We start from the raw sequence: 15,050 nt of genomic DNA, 5'->3' as shown, positions 1-15,050 counted from the left end.
CCCCGCCCGCTTACCGGGCGCTGTCGCCCAGCTCCTCCTCGATGCGGAGGAGTTGGTTGTACTTGGCGGTGCGGTCGGAGCGGGACAGCGAGCCGGTCTCGATCTGGCCGCAGCCGGTGGCGACCGCCAGGTCCGCGATCGTCGTGTCCTCCGTCTCTCCCGAGCGGTGCGACATGACGACGGTGTAGCCGGCCCGGTGCGCGGCGTCGACGGTGGCCAGGGCCTCGGTCAGGGTGCCGATCTGGTTGACCTTCACCAGGACGGAGTTGGCGACGCCGGAGGCGATGCCCTCGCGCAGGAGCGTCTCGTTCGTGCAGAACACGTCTTCGCCGGTGAGCCGGCAGCGCGCGCCGACCCGGGCGGTCAGGTCCCGCCAGCCGGCCAGGTCGTCCTCGGCCATGGGGTCCTCCATCGCCACGACGGGGTAGGCGTCGATCAGCTTGACGAGGTGGTCGGCGTGTTCGGCGGGGGTGCGCCGTACGCCTTCCCCGGCGTAGTCGTAGACGCCGTCGCGGACGCCGTCCCCGGCAGAGTGGGGATGCGGTCGAGGACGAGCGCCAGGGGCCGGTCGAGAGGCCCACCGGCGCAGGCCCGGGGTGTGAGGTCGCTCAGGACGCTGACGTCCTGGACGCCGAGATTGATCAGATCCGGGAACGACCGGGTGCGGGCCGGAGCTGGAGCTCCGGTGACGGGCACGCCGAGCAGCTCCATCGCCGCCTTCCCACGGGCCGTCACCTCGGGCCGGCCGGCGCAGCCGCCCCCGAGGAGCGGCGAGAGGATGCCGCCGTCCGGCCCTGCGGCCCGCGCCGGGGCCACCGCGGCCTGGGTTCCGGCGAGGAGGGCCAGGCCGATGCCGGCGGCTCGGGCGAGGGTGTGTCGGTTCATGCGCTGACGAACGATCGCCGCCCGCACACGGATACGGGAGGGTGGGCCTAGTGACCCGCCGGTCCCCCGTTGTCGCGGCGGTCGAGGGCGCGCTGGAGGGCGGCGGCCGCGTTGCGGCGGTCGGCGTCGTGCTCGGCGCGGCGGGTGCGGCGGGGCTTGCGGACGGCAGTGGTCTCGGCCATGGGTCACGTCTCCTCTGGAAGAGTCCTGCGAGGGATGCGAAGAGCCGGAGAAGGGGCGGGGGCCCGGGCGCTCGCAGGGGTCACCTGCGCTCGCGCGCCCGGCCGCGTCCGCCGTCGCTCGATGGAGCGGGACGCTCGGCTTCCTCCACGCTAAGCGAGCATTCCCGCGCTGTCCCGGTATTTACTCGGGCTTCCTACTATCTGAGACGGCCCGCGCCCGGCGGGGGGCGTTCACCGGCCGTTCCCGGGGGCGACGCGCCGTGCCGCGGGCGGCCCTCCGGCCGGAAGCCGGGGCGGCGACCGAGTGTCGTAGTGCTCCGGCAGGATGGCGGCATGAGGACGAATCAGCCGTGGGCGGGGCCGCACGACGATCTGGCGGCGGCGAAGGCGCTGGTGTACGACCCGTACGGTTTCGCCTGCTCGCCGCCGGTGCCGGAGCCGGAGAGCACCGAGTACGCGGCCTGTGCGTTCACGCTCGACGGGCGGTCGGTCCGCTTCCGGGTGGCCAAGACCACCCCGACGAAGGCGGGCCAGTTCGTCACCGTGTGGCAGCGGTCCGCGGAGGGGCCGATCCGGCCGTTCGACGCCGACGACGGGGTGGACCTCTTCGTCGTCGGCAGCCGCGACGACGGCGGCTTCGGGCAGTTCGTGTTCCCGTGCGAGGTGCTGTGCGAGCGCGGCATCGTCTCCCGCGGCGGCTCCGGCGGGAAGCGCGGGTTCCGCGTCTACCCGCCGTGGGTGACCACGAGCAGCCGGCAGGCCCGCGGCACCCAGGCGTGGCAGGTGCGGCACTTCCTCGACCTGAGCGGGCGCGGACCCGCCGACCTGCGGCGAGCCCGCGCCCTCTACCGCGCCTGAGCGCGAGCGTCCGGTCAGCGGCCGGCGAGCAGCTCCAGCGTGTCGATCACGCGGTTCGAGAAGCCCCACTCGTTGTCGTACCAGGCGACCACCTTGATGTGGCGGCCGTCGACGCGGGTGAGGGCCGAGTCGAAGATCGACGAGGCGGGGTTGCCGGTGATGTCGGCGGACACGAGCGGGTCCTCCGAGTACTCCAGGACGCCGGCGAGTGGTCCCTCCGCCGCGGCGCGGTACGCCGCCAGCACCTCGTCGCGCGTCACGTCGCGGGCGACGGTCGTGTTGAGCTCGACGATCGAGCCCACCGGCACCGGGACGCGGATCGAGTCGCCCGACAGCTTGCCGTCGAGCTTCGGGAGCACCAGGCCGATCGCCTTGGCGGCGCCGGTCGTGGTCGGCACGATGTTGACGCCGGCGGCGCGGGCGCGGCGGGCGTCGCGGTGCGGGCCGTCCTGCAGGTTCTGCTCCTGCGTGTAGGCGTGCACCGTCGTCATGAACCCGTGCTCGATACCGGCCAGTTCGTCGAGCACCTTGGCCAGCGGCGCGAGCGCGTTGGTGGTGCAGGAGGCGTTCGAGACGATCGTGTGGACGGCCGGGTCGTAGGCGTCGGTGTTGACCCCGAACGCGAGCGTGACGTCCGCGCCGTCCGAGGGCGCGCTGACGAGGACCTTCTTCGCGCCCGCGTCGAGGTGGGCGCGGGCGGCCTTCGCCGCGGTGAAGCGGCCGGTGGCCTCCAGGACGACGTCGACGCCGAGTTCGGCCCACGGCAGCCGCGCCGGCTCGCGCTCGGCCGTCACCTTGATCCGGCGGCCGTCCACGACGAGGACGTCCCCGTCGACGGTCACCGGCCGCCCCAGCCGGCCGGCCGTGCTGTCGAAGGCGAGCAGCCGGGCGAGGGTGGCGGGCTCGGTGAGGTCGTTGACGGCGACGATCTCAAGGTCGCTGTCGCGCTCCAGCAGCGCGCGCAGCACGTTGCGGCCGATGCGGCCGAACCCGTTGATGGCGATGCGAGTCATGAGTGGTGTCCCTTCCGTTCGCGCCACCAGCCTCGCCCGCACCGCACACCTCTGACAGTGGCGGGATCGCCAGGGTTCGAAAGGATCCCGCCACCGGCCGGGAGAGGGTCTGCGGCCCCTCTCCCGGCCGGTGGGGCTGTTCACCGCGACGCGGGACGCGGTCGCCGATCCCATGAAGTGCCCGGTGGCTGCGGTGGTCCGCCCGGGAGCCTGCCGGAGCAGGTGTACCGGGCGTGGCCTTCGAGGCGGGTGGGCCTCGGCAGGGGCCCGAGGCCCGGAGCGGAGGAACCGTTCTCCCGCCCGAGCACACGAACGCCGTGTCTCCGGCACCTCTGGTGGCCGGGCGGTGTCCCACAAGGGGGTTCGTCGCGGGCATCGTCGTACCGGGTCCCCGGTCCGGCAGGCGTCACTCGCCCCGGGTGAACGTGCGCCGGTACTCGCTCGGGGTGGTGCCGAGGACGCGCTGGAAGTGCAGGCGCAGGTTGGTGCCGGTGCCGAGGCCGACGTCGGCGGCTATCTGTTCGACGCTGCGCTGGGAGCGCTCCAGCAGTTCGCGGGCCAGGTCGAGGCGGGCGCGCATCACCCACTGCATCGGCGTGTAGCCCGTCTCCTCGACGAAGCGCCGGGAGAACGTACGCGGCGAGACCCCCGCCTGCCGCGCCAGGACGTCGAGGGTGAGGGGCTCCCCGAGCCGGTACAGCGCCCACTCGCGGGTCTCGGCGAACCGCTCGCCGAGCGGTTCCGGGACGCTGCGCGGTACGTACTGGGCCTGGCCGCCGCTTCGGTAGGGGGCGGCGACCAGCCGCCGGGCCGCGTGGTTGGACGCGGCCACCCCGAGGTCGCCGCGCAGGATGTGCAGGCACAGGTCGATGCCGGAGGCGGCGCCGGCCGAGGTGAGGACGCTGCCCTCGTCGACGAACAGCACGTTCTCGTCGACCCGGACGAGCGGGTACCGGGCCGCGAGCGCCCGCGCGTAGTGCCAGTGCGTCGTGGCCCGCCTGCCGTCCAGCAGGCCCGTCGCGGCGAGCGCGAACGCGCCCGTCGAGATGGCGGCGAGCCGCGCGCCCCGGCCGTGCGCGGCGACCAGCGCCTCGACGACGGCCCGCGGCGGATCGTCGCGGTCGGGGAACCGGTAACCGGGGACGAAGACGAGGTCCGCCCACGCGAGCGCGTCGAGGCCGTGCGCGACGGCGTACGCGAGCCCGTCCCCGCCGGTCACCGGTCCGGGCACCGCACCGCACACCCGTACCTCGTACGGCATGCTCGCGCGGGTCGTGAAGACCTGCGCCGGGATGCCGACGTCGAGCGGCTTCGCGCCGTCGAGGACGAGGACGGCGACGCGGCGCGGGCGGGTGTCGGGCCGGGAGTCTGGCACGGGACGAGGGTACGTGGGGCGTGGGTGCGGAGAGCGTGGGGCGCCGGGAAGCGTGGTGCGCCCCCACGGTCACCGCCCGCCCGGCCGGCCTCGTTGTCAGTGGGCCGTGTCATGATGCCGACGCGTCCCAGGAAGGCGGGCCGCGAAGTGCTGACGGCCAGGGAGTCTCAGGGATGGGCGCGGGTACGGAGCCGGACGGTTCGTCCAGGTCCGACGAGGAGTGGGAGCGGTTTCTGCGCGAGTCGGTGGCGGGTGTCGCCGACGCGCCCAAGGAGCCGTCGGCGCGGGCGCGCGGCGTGGCGAAGCGGCTGCGCACCGAGCCGGACCGCGGCTCCGAGGGCTGGCGCACCCACCCGCCCGCGCGGCGGCCCGAGCGGCGCACGGGCTGGTACGTGGTCGGGCTGCTGGCCTCGCTGGCGCTGCTGGCGGTGGCGCTCGCGCCGGGACGAATAGTGGACCTGTTCGCCGGCTCCGGCTCCCCGTCGGCGGCCGAGACCGCCCGCCCGGAACACGCGCCCCCGGCGGACGCGGCCCGACGCCCCACCGTGGACGAGCCGTTCCGTGGCTCGCCGGCGGCGGGCTGGGCGAGCGGAGCGGCGGGGATCACCGTGCCGAAGGCCGAGGCGGTCGGTTCGATGAGCGCGGCCGAGGTCGAACGGGCCCTCGCCCGCAGCCGGGACTTCCTCGTCGCGTCCGGCCTGGACCGCGGGGTGCTGCGGGGCGAGCGCCCCGAGAAGGCGATCGCCCTCATCAACCCGCACCAGAAGGACGTCCAAAACCTGCTGGCGACCGCGTTCCGGTCACCGAGCGAGAAGAACGACCCCCTCCTCCTCTTCAGCCGCTTCCAGCCCTCCCGCACCCGCCTGGTCGGCGACGTCGTGAAGACCCGTGGCCGGCTTACCTACCGGGAGGGCGAGCGCGGCGCGCTCCAGGTGACCGCCGACGTCACCTTCGTCTACCCGGTCGCCCCCGCGGACGCGAGCGGCGGCGACGATGAGATCGTGCGCACGATCGTCCGGCGCGAGTTGGTCCTGAGCTGGGACGACCCCGACAAGGTGATCACCGAACCGGGCACGTTCTCGATCGTCTCCTACAAGTACGACATGACCAACGGCGGTTGCGGCGCCCCCACGGGCTACTTCACCCCGCCCTTCGGCACGGACCGCCGCGCGGACGGAGCCGGCACGGAGGTCGACCCGTACGACCGCAGCGCACCGATCGGGCGGGGCGGGCCTTCCGGGGACGGGTGCAGGACGGCGACGCGGTCCTAGCGGGCGTCACGGCTCCGACCGGCGCCGTCCGCGGCGCCCACCCGGAGCGGCGAGGCTCAGGTGTTGGCGGCGCCGTAGCGCAGGACGCCGCCTTGGGGAAGCAGGTATCCGATGTCACGCGTCGTCGGCAGTTCGCCCGCCGGCGTCGATGCGTCGGTGCACCCGGAGACTTCGAAACCGATGACCCCCAGAGCGAAGGGGGCCTCCTTGAAGATCTCGGTCCCGAGGGCGGCCAGCCATTCGTCCATCACGGCGGACCTGAAGAACGGTCGGCCATCCTGGTAGGCGAGACCTGCCCTTTCCAGGGCACCGACGGGGACGTAGAAGTCCAGCCAGTCGCTGCTTTCGTCACCGCCGCGGACCGCCACACAACCGCACACGGCCAGTTCGCCGGTGGGCAGGCGGACCTGGCCAAGGAGGTGGCCGAACTCGGCCAGTGAGCCGACGGTGCACGGCACGAGATCCTGCTCCTCAGGTTCGCGGTCCCGCCGGCCGAAGCACCCGCGGACGTCCGCGGCCGACCACAGGGCGCTCAGGACGGCTTGAACCCGGCCGTCGTCGCGCGACCCGACTTCCATGGCCAGCTCGTAGAAGCCATTGCACCAGTTGCCCTGGTCTCGGAAGGCGGCAGGACTCGTCATGCCGTGATCATGCGGCAGAGTCCTCCCCCCGTGCCACCCAAAATGCGAATGGGGGTGTCGTGCGCGGAGGGTCAACGAGACGTGCGTCGCCCGGCAAGGTGTGCGTTCGTTCCCGGCTTAGCGTTCAGGCCCGGCCGACGGCGCCCCGGAAAAGGGGCGTCGAACCTCCGACGGCCGCCGGACCAGGGAACGACAAGGGAAATGCTGCGAAAACTCTGCGCCCTTCTGCTGACACTCGCGACGGCGATGGGCCTCGTGACCGTATTGAGTGGCACGGCCTCCGCCGCCAACTTCCAGATGCTCGACTGGCGCGTCTCGAACATCACCGCGGGTGGCAACACCCATCACCACAACTACTGGGATCTGATCGACCGCATTCACCGGTACACCTACGGGGAGTCGACCGGAGTCAACGGAACCGCGCAGACCACGACCGAGCGCGGCCGGCTCATCCAGGTCCGGGTGCTGGACACGGGTGACCGGCACCTGGCCTCGGTGTACCTCTGGGCCGACGACCTCTACGTCGCCGGTTTCTACGCCCCGACGACCAATTCGCACTGGGTCTTCAACGACCGGCGGCAGGAATTCGCCAACGCGCTGGGCCTCAATCTCAACGACATCCACACCATGCCGACCACCGGGAACTACAGCAATCTCCCGGGCGGCGGCCAACGAGGGCAGCTCGTCATGAACCCCGAGCGCATCTACAACGCGATGCGGGAACTCGGCCGGGCGAACCAGTACAACGACACCATCGGCCGCTCGCTGGTCATCGCGATCCAGGCCTTCTCCGAAGCGGCGCGCTTCGGCAGCGTCTTCGACGTCATCCGGGGCAACATCCAGAACCCCAACCAGAACCGTCCCCTGGACTACGACGCGGGCGCTCCCCGAGGTGAGATCCTCAACTCCGCGCTGGAGAACCAGTGGGGCGAGATCTCCGATTTCGTGCGCAACTCGCGGCAGAACCCGTCCGGCCAGTCGATCTGGGTCATGGGCCACCGCCTCACGACCGTGGCCGCCCTGCTGTACTACATCGGCTTCGTCGAGGTCAACGGGCACCGGTTCTCGGGTCACTGACCGGTCGGCCCGCGTCGGTCGCCGCGGCGAGTCGGGCGATCTCGGCGGCGACGGCCTCCGGGTCGGCGACCACCGTGACGCGGGCGACGCCGTCCAGGCCGGGGTGAGTGCCGACGCGCACCGAGTGCCGCGCGTTGCGCAGCAGGTCGAGGTCGTTGATGTCGTTGCCGAAGGCGTTGTACCGGTCGATGCCCAGGGAGGCGAGGGCCTCCCACTTGTTCGTCGTGCCGGGCGCGATGTCGATGAGCCCTTCGTCGAGGTGGTGGTTGACCGTCATTCCGAGCACCCGGCCGGCCTCGGCGAGGGCCGCCATGTCGGTCACATCCGCCGCGCTGACCACGAGGAACTTCACGACGGCGGGGAGGTCGGCGAGGTCGACCCGGCGGGCGAGGCGGCCTTGATCGACGCGGCCGAGGATCGGGTGGTCGGCCGGTCCCGTGTAGGCGTAGTCCCAGGGACCGTCGGCGAGGTAGCCCGCCCGGTAGCGGTCCGCCTCCACCAGGAGTTTGCCGAGGTCACCGGCCTCGAACACGGCCCGCGCCCGCACCTCGCCACCGACCGAGACGAGGCTGCCGTTCCCGCCGATCAGCGTCGCGGCGGGGAAGGCCCCGCCGAGGACGGGCAGCAGGTCGCGGACCGGCCGGGCGGAGGCGAACACCAGCTGATGCCCGGCGCGTTCACAGCTCTCGATGGCCGCGAGGATCCTGCCGTCGATCGTCCTCCCGTCGAAGCAGAGCGTGCCGTCGATGTCGAAGACCGTGGTGCGGGCGCTGGAAACGATCACGGCGAGATCGTATCGAGTCGTCACCGCCGTGCGGCTTACGGGCTGGGTCAGGCCGCCGCCCCGTCCTGCCGGCGGCGCACCATCTCGGTGATCCAGACGGGTGCGAACGGGGAGGTGCAGCCTGGGGGTGTCGGGTAGTCCTTGAGCACCCCCAGGCGCTCGCCGATCCCGATCGCGCGGGCGCGGTGCTCGGGGTGTTCGATCCCGATCCGGGCCAGGCACTCGTTCATCGCCCACTGCAACCGGTCCGGGACCTCCTTCATCTCCGCCTCGATGACGTCGAGCAGGGCAGTGAGGTCGAGCCCTTCGGGCTTCTTCGCCACGCGGTCGGCGGTCAGCACCCAGCCGGCGCTCGCGACCGCCGGATCCGCGTCGGCCGACCACGCCACGCGGAGCTCTTCCGCGTGCGCGCTCTTCTTCACCACGTTGCTCACGAGCCAGTCGTGCACCTTGGGCGTGCGCGCCTCGCGCAGCATCGCGTCCAGCTCGTCCCGCCCGAACGCTTTCGGGCGGCAGATCAGGAGCGACAGCAGCCGCGCCGCGCTGTCGCCCGTCTTCCACAGCTCGCACGCGAGACCGTGCTGCGTCTTCAGCCGCTTGGCGAGCGCGCGCAGCCTGCCGAGATTCACGCCGTGATCGTCACCGTGCTTCTCGTTCACCCTGCGGGTCTTCGGGTCTTCGAGCGCGGTGAGTTCCGCCATCACGTCGGCGAGTGTCGCCTCGGGCACCTCGGCCTCCTGTCCGTTGCGTACGGAATTCAGCCTATACGCGCCGTCCCCTGCTTCACCCGTTTGGCCCATCGTGATGTCGCCTTCCCCATTCCCCGGTGCGCGACTGGGAGAGTGGCGCTCAAAGGCCACCGGTACCTAGTCGAAAGGGTGCAGAGATGGCTCCGCACATTGACCGTATCCAGCCCGACCAGGGCAAGGAAGGCCAGAAGTGGGTCACCCTCCAAGGCGACCTCGATGGCACCACCAAGCTTCTCTGGGGCAACAAGGAAGTCAGTGTCGACGACACGTTCGTGGAGAACTACGGGGACAGCACGGACGTGGATGTAGAGGTCCCGCCTGGCAAGGGCACCGTACATGTCGTCGCCGTCCGTGACGACGGGAAGAGCAACAGCGTGGACTTCACGTACGTGTGACCCACGCCCCCACCCACTGCCTGTCCGGCGACCTCACCGGCCGCGGGCAGGCAGCGGCTCGCCGCCGGTGGCGGCGATGGCGGTCACGAAGGAGGCCCAGGCGGTGCGAGGGACGGTGATCGGCTGCCGCTCGGGGGCTTTGGAGTCGCGTATGGGGAGGATGTCGGGGAACTGTTCGGCTATCTCGACGCAACTGCCGTCGTTGTAACTGTGCGAGCTCTTACGCCAGGCAGCTACGGACAGGTCAAACGTGGTGTTACGCACCGTACATCTCCCTAACCACCTTACGGATCAGCACCCTTGACGCTTCGACGTCGAGCGCCCTGGCTTGAAGCTGATCATAGATGCCGATGTATCCGGCCACCTCCTCCGGCTTGGCGATGAGGAGCCCTCGAAGACCGGACGCTGCATACACGACCGTTTTCCCTCCGGGAAGGTCCATGATCGTGAAGCCTCCGAAGACCTGCAGCAAATCGGCGTTGCCCTCGAACGGTGCAATCCTCACCTCGATCCCAGGCTCCTGCGACGAGGCGATCAAGTCCGTTAGTTGGTTCCGCATGATCGATCTGCTGCCGATCAGCGAGTAGAGGGCCGCCTCGCTGATCAGTGCGGAGAACTGGGGCGGATCCGGACGCTTCAGAATCGCGTGACGACGCGCCCGGTACTTGAGTTTGTCCTCAACATCCCCACCGAAAAACGGATTGTTCTTCTCGATGATCGCCCGTTCGTACTCCGGATTCTGGAGAAGGGCAGGAATGACCCCGCCAGCCTGGCGGATCCGGACCGCGCGCGACTCATACCTGAGCAGTCGCTGATTCCACTTCGCGCCGGGATCGTCGTCGAGTTCATCGCGGAGCGTCCAGATACGGCCGCGCGCCCCCAGGACATCATCGATGCGGCGGGTGACGTCGCGCCTCGGCACATGCGATCCCTTTTCGAAGTGAGAAATCGCCGTGTGCGACAAGGCGACCGCCGTACCCAGCTCCGCCTGTTTCCACCCCTTCGCTAGCCGGTGCTCGCGGATCGCCGCCCCGAGCCGGATCACGCGCACCTGGTACGGATCAAGTGGAGCAGCACCATCCATGATTGCCCCCATTCGAATCAGTCGATCGTTCAAGCCCGAGATGGGGTCGAGGATAGGGGCCCGGGCCGATACTGGAGACCGGAACCGCGACACGTAACTCCCGTCGCTTGACGCTGTGTTCGACCCTGTGATGCCCGCCGCGCGGCCTCGCACACGTAAGCGAACAAAACAGCGCTCGCGCCGGCGTGCAGCGGTTCCCGATGACCACCCCGCACCGAGGAGACCGACCCTCATGCCCGTCTGGCCAGGTACCGCCATGCCTCACGCAGGCCCCCACGCCGCCCCACCGGCGCTCCGCGCAGAAGCCGAGGCGGAAATCGAAAGCACCGCCGGTCTGATCCTCACCGCGAGCATGCCGCCGCCGGCGGAGATCATGGAGGCGTCGGCGGCGGAACTGCGCCGTTTCATCAACGAGTGGGCGCCCTGGATCAAGGGCACGGCACGGGAGTCGCTGCCGGTGGAGGACCCGCGGCGGGTCGCCGCCGAGCGGGCCGCCGACGAGGCGACGTACCGGGCCCGGTGCACGGGCCCCGGGGACGGGCTGGAGTCCGCGTTCTCCTACTGCCGGAGCCTGGCGCTGATCACCCGGGAGCTGCTGGCGCACCGGCGGAGGCTCGGCCTGACGGGCGCGGATCCCGCGGCGTGCGTGCGCGTGACCGCGCGGGCGCTGATCTGCCGCCCCTCCCCCACCAGGGATGAGGAGCAGGACGTGCTCATGGTGTCGCCCGCGCACCCGGGCGTACCGGGCACCAACTTCCGCCTGCCCGGCGGGCCGGCGGTCGCGGGCGAGCCGACCTGGGAGGCCATGGCCAGGACCGTGCGGGAGGAGACCGGCCTGGCCGTCCGCCCCGCGCGGCTGCTCGCCACCGACTGGGTCCGGGGGGACGGCAGCGGCGCCGGGATCACCTTCGTGTACGCCGTGGCCGCGCTCGGCGACGAGATCAGCGTGCGGCTGCCCGAGCGGCCCGGTCTGGCCGGCTACGCCTGGGTCCCCGCCGACGGGCTCGACGAGCGCTGCTCGCCGCACCAGGCCCGCCGCGTCAGAGCCGCCTTGGGCGCGGCGCGCGGCGGGGGCGGGGCACCGGCCGAGCTACGGCTCGGCTCACCCGCGTACGCCGTCGCCGCGTAGAAGGCGACGGAAACGCCCCCGCCCGGCGCGGGCCGGACGGGGGGGACCCGGGAAACCCGGGAAAGGGCAGGTCAGCCCTGGTGCGGGTAGCGGTAGTCGGTCGGCGGGACCAGGGTCTCCTTGATGGACCGGGTCGAGACCCAGCGCAGGAGGTTGGTGGCCGCACCGGCCTTGTCGTTCGTACCGGAGGCGCGGCCGCCGCCGAAGGGCTGCTGGCCGACGACGGCGCCGGTCGACTTGTCGTTGATGTAGAAGTTGCCCGCGGCGAACCGGAGCTTCTCCATCGCGTCGGCCACCGCGGCGCGGTCCTGGCCGATGACCGAGCCGGTCAGGGCGTACGCCGAGACGGACTCCATCTGCTGGAGCATCGCGTCGAAGTCCCCGTCCTCGTAGACGTGGACGGCGAGGATCGGGCCGAAGTACTCGGTGGTGAAGACCTCGTTGGACGGGTCGGTGCACTCGATGACGGTCGGGCGGACGAAGTAGCCGACCGAGTCGTCGTAGCTGCCACCCGCGACGATGGTGCAGGTCGGGTCGGCCTTGGCGCGGTCGATGGCGGCCTTGTTCTTGGCGAAGGCGCGCTCGTCGATGACGGCGCCGATGAAGTGGGACAGGTCGGTGACGTCACCCATGGTGATGCCGTCGACCTCGGCCGCGAACTCCTCCTTGAAGCCGTCCTCCCAGATGGAGCGGGGGATGTAGGCGCGGGAGGAGGCCGAGCACTTCTGGCCCTGGAACTCGAAGGAGCCGCGGGTCAGGGCGGTCTTCAGGATGGCGCGGTCGGCGCTCGGGTGGGCGACGACGAAGTCCTTGCCGCCGGTCTCGCCGACGAGGCGCGGGTAGCCCTTGTACTTCTCGATGTTGTTGCCCACGGTCTTCCAGAGGTACTGGAAGGTCTTGGTGGAGCCGGTGAAGTGGATGCCCGCGAGCTCGGGGTGGTTCAGGGCCACCTCGGAGACGGCGAGGCCGTCGCCGGTCACCAGGTTGATGACGCCCTTGGGGAGGCCGGCCTCCTCCAGGAGCTGCATCAGCAGCACGGCGGCGTGGGTCTGCGTCGGGGACGGCTTCCAGACGACCACGTTGCCCATCAGGGCGGGGGCGGTCGGGAGGTTGCCGGCGATGGCCGTGAAGTTGAACGGCGTGATCGCGTAGACGAAGCCCTCCAGCGGGCGGTGGTCGCTGCGGTTCCACACGCCGGCGGAGTTGGCGACCGGCTGCTCGGCGAGGATCTGGCGCGCGAAGTGCACGTTGAAGCGCCAGAAGTCGACGAGCTCGCAGGGGGTGTCGATCTCGGCCTGCTGGGCGGTCTTGGACTGGCCGAGCATGGTGGAGGCGGCCAGCGTCTCGCGCCAGGGGCCGGCGAGCAGCTCGGCGGCGCGGAGGATGATCGCGGCGCGGTCGTCGAAGGACATGGCGCGCCAGGCCGGGGCGGCGGCCAGGGCGGCGTCGATCGCGTCCTGGGCGTCCTGCTCGGTGGCGTTGGCGTAGGTGCCGATGCGGGCCTTGTGGTTGTGCGGCTGTACGACGTCGAAGCGCTCGCCGCCGCCCATCCGCTTCTCGCCGTTGATCGTCATCGGCAGGTCGATGGGGTTGCCCGCGAGCTCCTTGAGCTTGGCCTCGAGGCGGGCGCGCTCCGGGGAGCCCGGGGCGTAGGAGTGCACCGGCTCGTTGACCGGGGCGGGGACCTGGGTGACAGCGTCCATGAGTCTCATGGCTCCTTACGGGGTTGTGAGGGTCTCAGCCCTTGGTGATCATCGAGCGGAGGAAGAACAGCAGGTTGGCGGGCTTCTCCGCCAGCCGGCGCATGAAGTACCCGTACCAGTCGGTGCCGTAGGCCGTGTAGACCCGCATCCGGTGGCCCTCGGCGGCCAGCCGGACGTGCTCGTCACCGCGGATGCCGTAGAGCATCTGGAACTCGTACTCGTCCAGCTTGCGCCCCGCCTGCCGGGCCAGCTCCTGGGTGATCGCGATCAGACGCGGGTCGTGCGACCCGATCATCGGGTAGCCCTCGCCCGCCATCAGTATCTTGACGATGCGGACGAACGCCTTGTCGATCTCGGCCTTGTCCTGGAAGGCGACGGAGGCGGGTTCCTTGTACGCACCCTTCACGATACGCACCCGGCTGCCCGCGGCGGCGAGCCGGCGGGCGTCGTCCTCGGTGCGGAAGAGGTACGCCTGGATGACGCAGCCGGTCTGCGGGAAGTCCTTCCGCAGCTCCTCGTGGATGGCGAACATCGAGTCGAGGGTGGTGTGGTCCTCGGCGTCCAGGGTGACGGTGGTGCCGATGGCGGCGGCGGCCTCGACGACCGGGCGGACGTTGGCGAGGGCCAGCTCGTGGCCGCCCTCCAGCGCCTGGCCGAACATCGACAGCTTCACGGACATCTCGGCGCGCTCGCCGAGGCCCAGCTCCTTGAGGCGCTCGATCAGCTCCAGGTAGGCGTCCCGGGCCGCGTACGACTGCTCGACGGTGGTGATGTCCTCGCCGACGACGTCGAGGGTGACCTCCAGGCCCTTGGCCGCGGCGTCCTTGACGATCGGAATGACCTGGCCGACGGTCTCGCCCGCGATGAAGCGGTCGACGACCTGCTTGGTGCCCGGGGCGGCCGACACGAAGCGACGCATGCGGTCGCTGCGCGAGGCGGCGAGGATGACGGGACCCAGCACGGGCACCTCCACGATGACGGCCGGTCCCCCCTGGGACGACGGCATAACCAACTCGACGTGAAACGTAGATTTCACGCCACCCCGCGGGCCATCGACAGCTGTCACGCATCCGTGGCCGGGATCTCAGACAGATGTATGACAATGGTGCCCGGAGACGACGGGGACGGGACACAAGGGACGAAAGGGAGTGCTGCACGTCATGCGGGGCGAGTACCAGCAGCTCGTGGACGAGATCTCGGCGGTGTTCGGGGCCCCCGCGACCCTTGAGGACCGCGACTTCGGCCTGATCGCCTTCGGCGCGCACGGCGGCGACGACGATCTGGAAGTCTCCATGGACCCGGTGCGGACGCGCTCGATCCTCCAGCGGCGCTCGACGGCGGCCGTCCGGGCCTGGTTCGAGGCGTTCGGTATCGCCCGGGCGCAGGCGCCGATGCGGATCCCGCCGGATCCGGCGGCGGGTGTCTTCAAGGGCCGCATCTGCCTGCCCGTACGCCACCGGGGCATCGTCCACGGCTACGTCTGGCTGCTGGACGACGAGCACCTGGCCGGCCTCGACCTGGGCCCGGCCGCGCCGGACCCGCGCGTGGCGCAGGCGATGGAGACGGCCGCCCGGATCGGCGCCCTGCTGGCGGCGGAGGCCCGGGCCGGTGCCGAGCTGGGCGAACTGCTGCGGGACCTGCTGACCGCGCGCCCGGCGGGCCGGGACGCGGCGCGCCTGGCCCTGCGCGAGGCCCTGGGCCCGGCGGGAGACGGGCCGCTGGCGCTGCTGGCGGTGGCTCCCTGGCGGACGGAGGCCGACGAGGCGGAGGGGGCCGAGAGGGCCGAGGGCGACCGTCCGAGCTCGGCGTTCGCCGCCCGCTCGGGCGTGGCCGCGCTCTGCGCCGTCCCGGACAGCCTGCCGGACGGCTCGGCGGCCCTCGCCGCCCTGGTCCGGCTGCGCGCC

The 15,050-nt window shown here is 71.3% G+C and carries 16 protein-coding genes and 2 pseudogenes; 6 read left to right on the top strand and 12 right to left on the bottom strand.

All coding sequences use genetic code 11. The features are described from left to right. Positions 1–10: 10 nt before the first annotated feature. The 3 genes and pseudogenes from JNW98_RS27100 to JNW98_RS36320 form a co-directional block, all read right to left on the bottom strand. Positions 11–514: pseudogene (locus JNW98_RS27100) on the bottom strand (enolase C-terminal domain-like protein); the annotation flags it as partial. After that, a complete protein-coding gene (locus tag JNW98_RS27095) occupies positions 436–885 on the bottom strand; it encodes a hypothetical protein (RefSeq protein WP_223770934.1) in 450 nt (149 codons plus the stop codon). The gene JNW98_RS27095 and the pseudogene JNW98_RS27100, both read right to left, overlap by 79 nt. Positions 886–932: 47 nt before the next feature. Then, on the bottom strand, positions 933–1,067 hold the full coding sequence (locus JNW98_RS36320; protein WP_263421255.1) for a hypothetical protein: 135 nt from the start codon (positions 1,065–1,067) through the stop codon (positions 933–935). A 333-nt stretch (positions 1,068–1,400) separates the two neighbouring features. Here JNW98_RS36320 and JNW98_RS27090 point away from each other — a divergent pair, with 333 nt between their 5' ends. Next, a complete protein-coding gene (locus tag JNW98_RS27090; protein WP_223770933.1) occupies positions 1,401–1,925 on the top strand; it encodes a MepB family protein in 525 nt (174 codons plus the stop codon). 14 nt (positions 1,926–1,939) lie between these two features. Here the strand turns inward: JNW98_RS27090 and gap are convergent, their stop codons facing one another. Then, complete coding sequence (gap, locus tag JNW98_RS27085) at positions 1,940–2,938, bottom strand: type I glyceraldehyde-3-phosphate dehydrogenase (RefSeq protein ID WP_223770932.1); 999 nt, start codon at positions 2,936–2,938, stop codon at positions 1,940–1,942. A 406-nt stretch (positions 2,939–3,344) separates the two neighbouring features. Beyond that, positions 3,345–4,313: a GlxA family transcriptional regulator gene (locus JNW98_RS27080; protein ID WP_223770931.1), complete on the bottom strand. Its 969-nt coding sequence runs from the start codon at positions 4,311–4,313 to the stop codon at positions 3,345–3,347. 173 nt (positions 4,314–4,486) lie between these two features. On the opposite strand from JNW98_RS27080, the gene JNW98_RS27075 reads away from it, so the two are divergent. Further along, positions 4,487–5,584, top strand: a complete 1,098-nt coding sequence (locus JNW98_RS27075; protein WP_223770930.1) for a hypothetical protein — start codon at positions 4,487–4,489, stop codon at positions 5,582–5,584. Positions 5,585–5,640: 56 nt separating this feature from the next. Here JNW98_RS27075 and JNW98_RS27070 read toward each other — a convergent pair whose 3' ends face one another. Next, entirely contained in the window at positions 5,641–6,225 is a 585-nt protein-coding gene (locus tag JNW98_RS27070) for a hypothetical protein (RefSeq protein WP_223770929.1), read from the bottom strand. A gap of 255 nt (positions 6,226–6,480) precedes the next feature. Here JNW98_RS27070 and JNW98_RS27065 point away from each other — a divergent pair, with 255 nt between their 5' ends. Next, on the top strand, positions 6,481–7,302 hold the full coding sequence (locus JNW98_RS27065; protein WP_223770928.1) for a ribosome-inactivating family protein: 822 nt from the start codon (positions 6,481–6,483) through the stop codon (positions 7,300–7,302). On the opposite strand, the gene JNW98_RS27060 is transcribed toward JNW98_RS27065, so the two are convergent. Together JNW98_RS27060 and JNW98_RS27055 are read right to left on the bottom strand one after the other, a co-directional pair. Then, positions 7,274–8,086, bottom strand: a complete 813-nt coding sequence (locus JNW98_RS27060) for an HAD hydrolase family protein (protein ID WP_223770927.1) — start codon at positions 8,084–8,086, stop codon at positions 7,274–7,276. The two genes, JNW98_RS27065 and JNW98_RS27060, sit on opposite strands and share 29 nt — an antisense overlap. A 47-nt stretch (positions 8,087–8,133) precedes the next feature. Continuing rightward, positions 8,134–8,787, bottom strand: a complete 654-nt coding sequence (locus JNW98_RS27055; RefSeq protein WP_263421257.1) for a DNA alkylation repair protein — start codon at positions 8,785–8,787, stop codon at positions 8,134–8,136. Positions 8,788–8,972: 185 nt separating this feature from the next. Between JNW98_RS27055 and JNW98_RS27050 the strand changes: the two genes are divergently transcribed. Next, complete coding sequence (locus tag JNW98_RS27050; RefSeq protein ID WP_223770925.1) at positions 8,973–9,230, top strand: IPT/TIG domain-containing protein; 258 nt, start codon at positions 8,973–8,975, stop codon at positions 9,228–9,230. A 33-nt stretch (positions 9,231–9,263) separates the two neighbouring features. On the opposite strand, the gene JNW98_RS27045 is transcribed toward JNW98_RS27050, so the two are convergent. Beyond that, a complete protein-coding gene (locus tag JNW98_RS27045; RefSeq protein ID WP_223770924.1) occupies positions 9,264–9,494 on the bottom strand; it encodes a DUF397 domain-containing protein in 231 nt (76 codons plus the stop codon). Then, positions 9,487–10,347, bottom strand: a complete 861-nt coding sequence (locus JNW98_RS27040; protein ID WP_223770923.1) for a helix-turn-helix domain-containing protein — start codon at positions 10,345–10,347, stop codon at positions 9,487–9,489. Before JNW98_RS27040 ends, JNW98_RS27045 begins: the two co-directional genes overlap by 8 nt. Before the next feature lie 223 nt (positions 10,348–10,570). On the opposite strand from JNW98_RS27040, the gene JNW98_RS27035 reads away from it, so the two are divergent. After that, entirely contained in the window at positions 10,571–11,443 is an 873-nt protein-coding gene (locus JNW98_RS27035; RefSeq protein WP_223770922.1) for a DUF6415 family natural product biosynthesis protein, read from the top strand. A 71-nt stretch (positions 11,444–11,514) separates the two neighbouring features. On the opposite strand, the gene pruA is transcribed toward JNW98_RS27035, so the two are convergent. Continuing rightward, positions 11,515–13,146: an L-glutamate gamma-semialdehyde dehydrogenase gene (gene pruA, locus JNW98_RS27030; protein ID WP_223770921.1), complete on the bottom strand. Its 1,632-nt coding sequence runs from the start codon at positions 13,144–13,146 to the stop codon at positions 11,515–11,517. 34 nt (positions 13,147–13,180) lie between these two features. Next, positions 13,181–14,107: a proline dehydrogenase family protein gene (locus JNW98_RS27025; protein WP_223770920.1), complete on the bottom strand. Its 927-nt coding sequence runs from the start codon at positions 14,105–14,107 to the stop codon at positions 13,181–13,183. A 199-nt stretch (positions 14,108–14,306) separates the two neighbouring features. On the opposite strand from JNW98_RS27025, the pseudogene JNW98_RS27020 reads away from it, so the two are divergent. After that, a pseudogene (locus JNW98_RS27020) lies at positions 14,307–15,050 on the top strand (PucR family transcriptional regulator); the annotation flags it as partial.

The sequence above is a fragment of the Streptomyces huiliensis genome, assembly GCF_020037025.1.
In the GTDB taxonomy this organism is placed as follows: Bacteria; Actinomycetota; Actinomycetes; order Streptomycetales; family Streptomycetaceae; genus Streptomyces; species Streptomyces huiliensis.
Note: the sequence above shows the minus strand (reverse complement) of the source record. Positions and strands in the feature narration are given on the sequence as shown.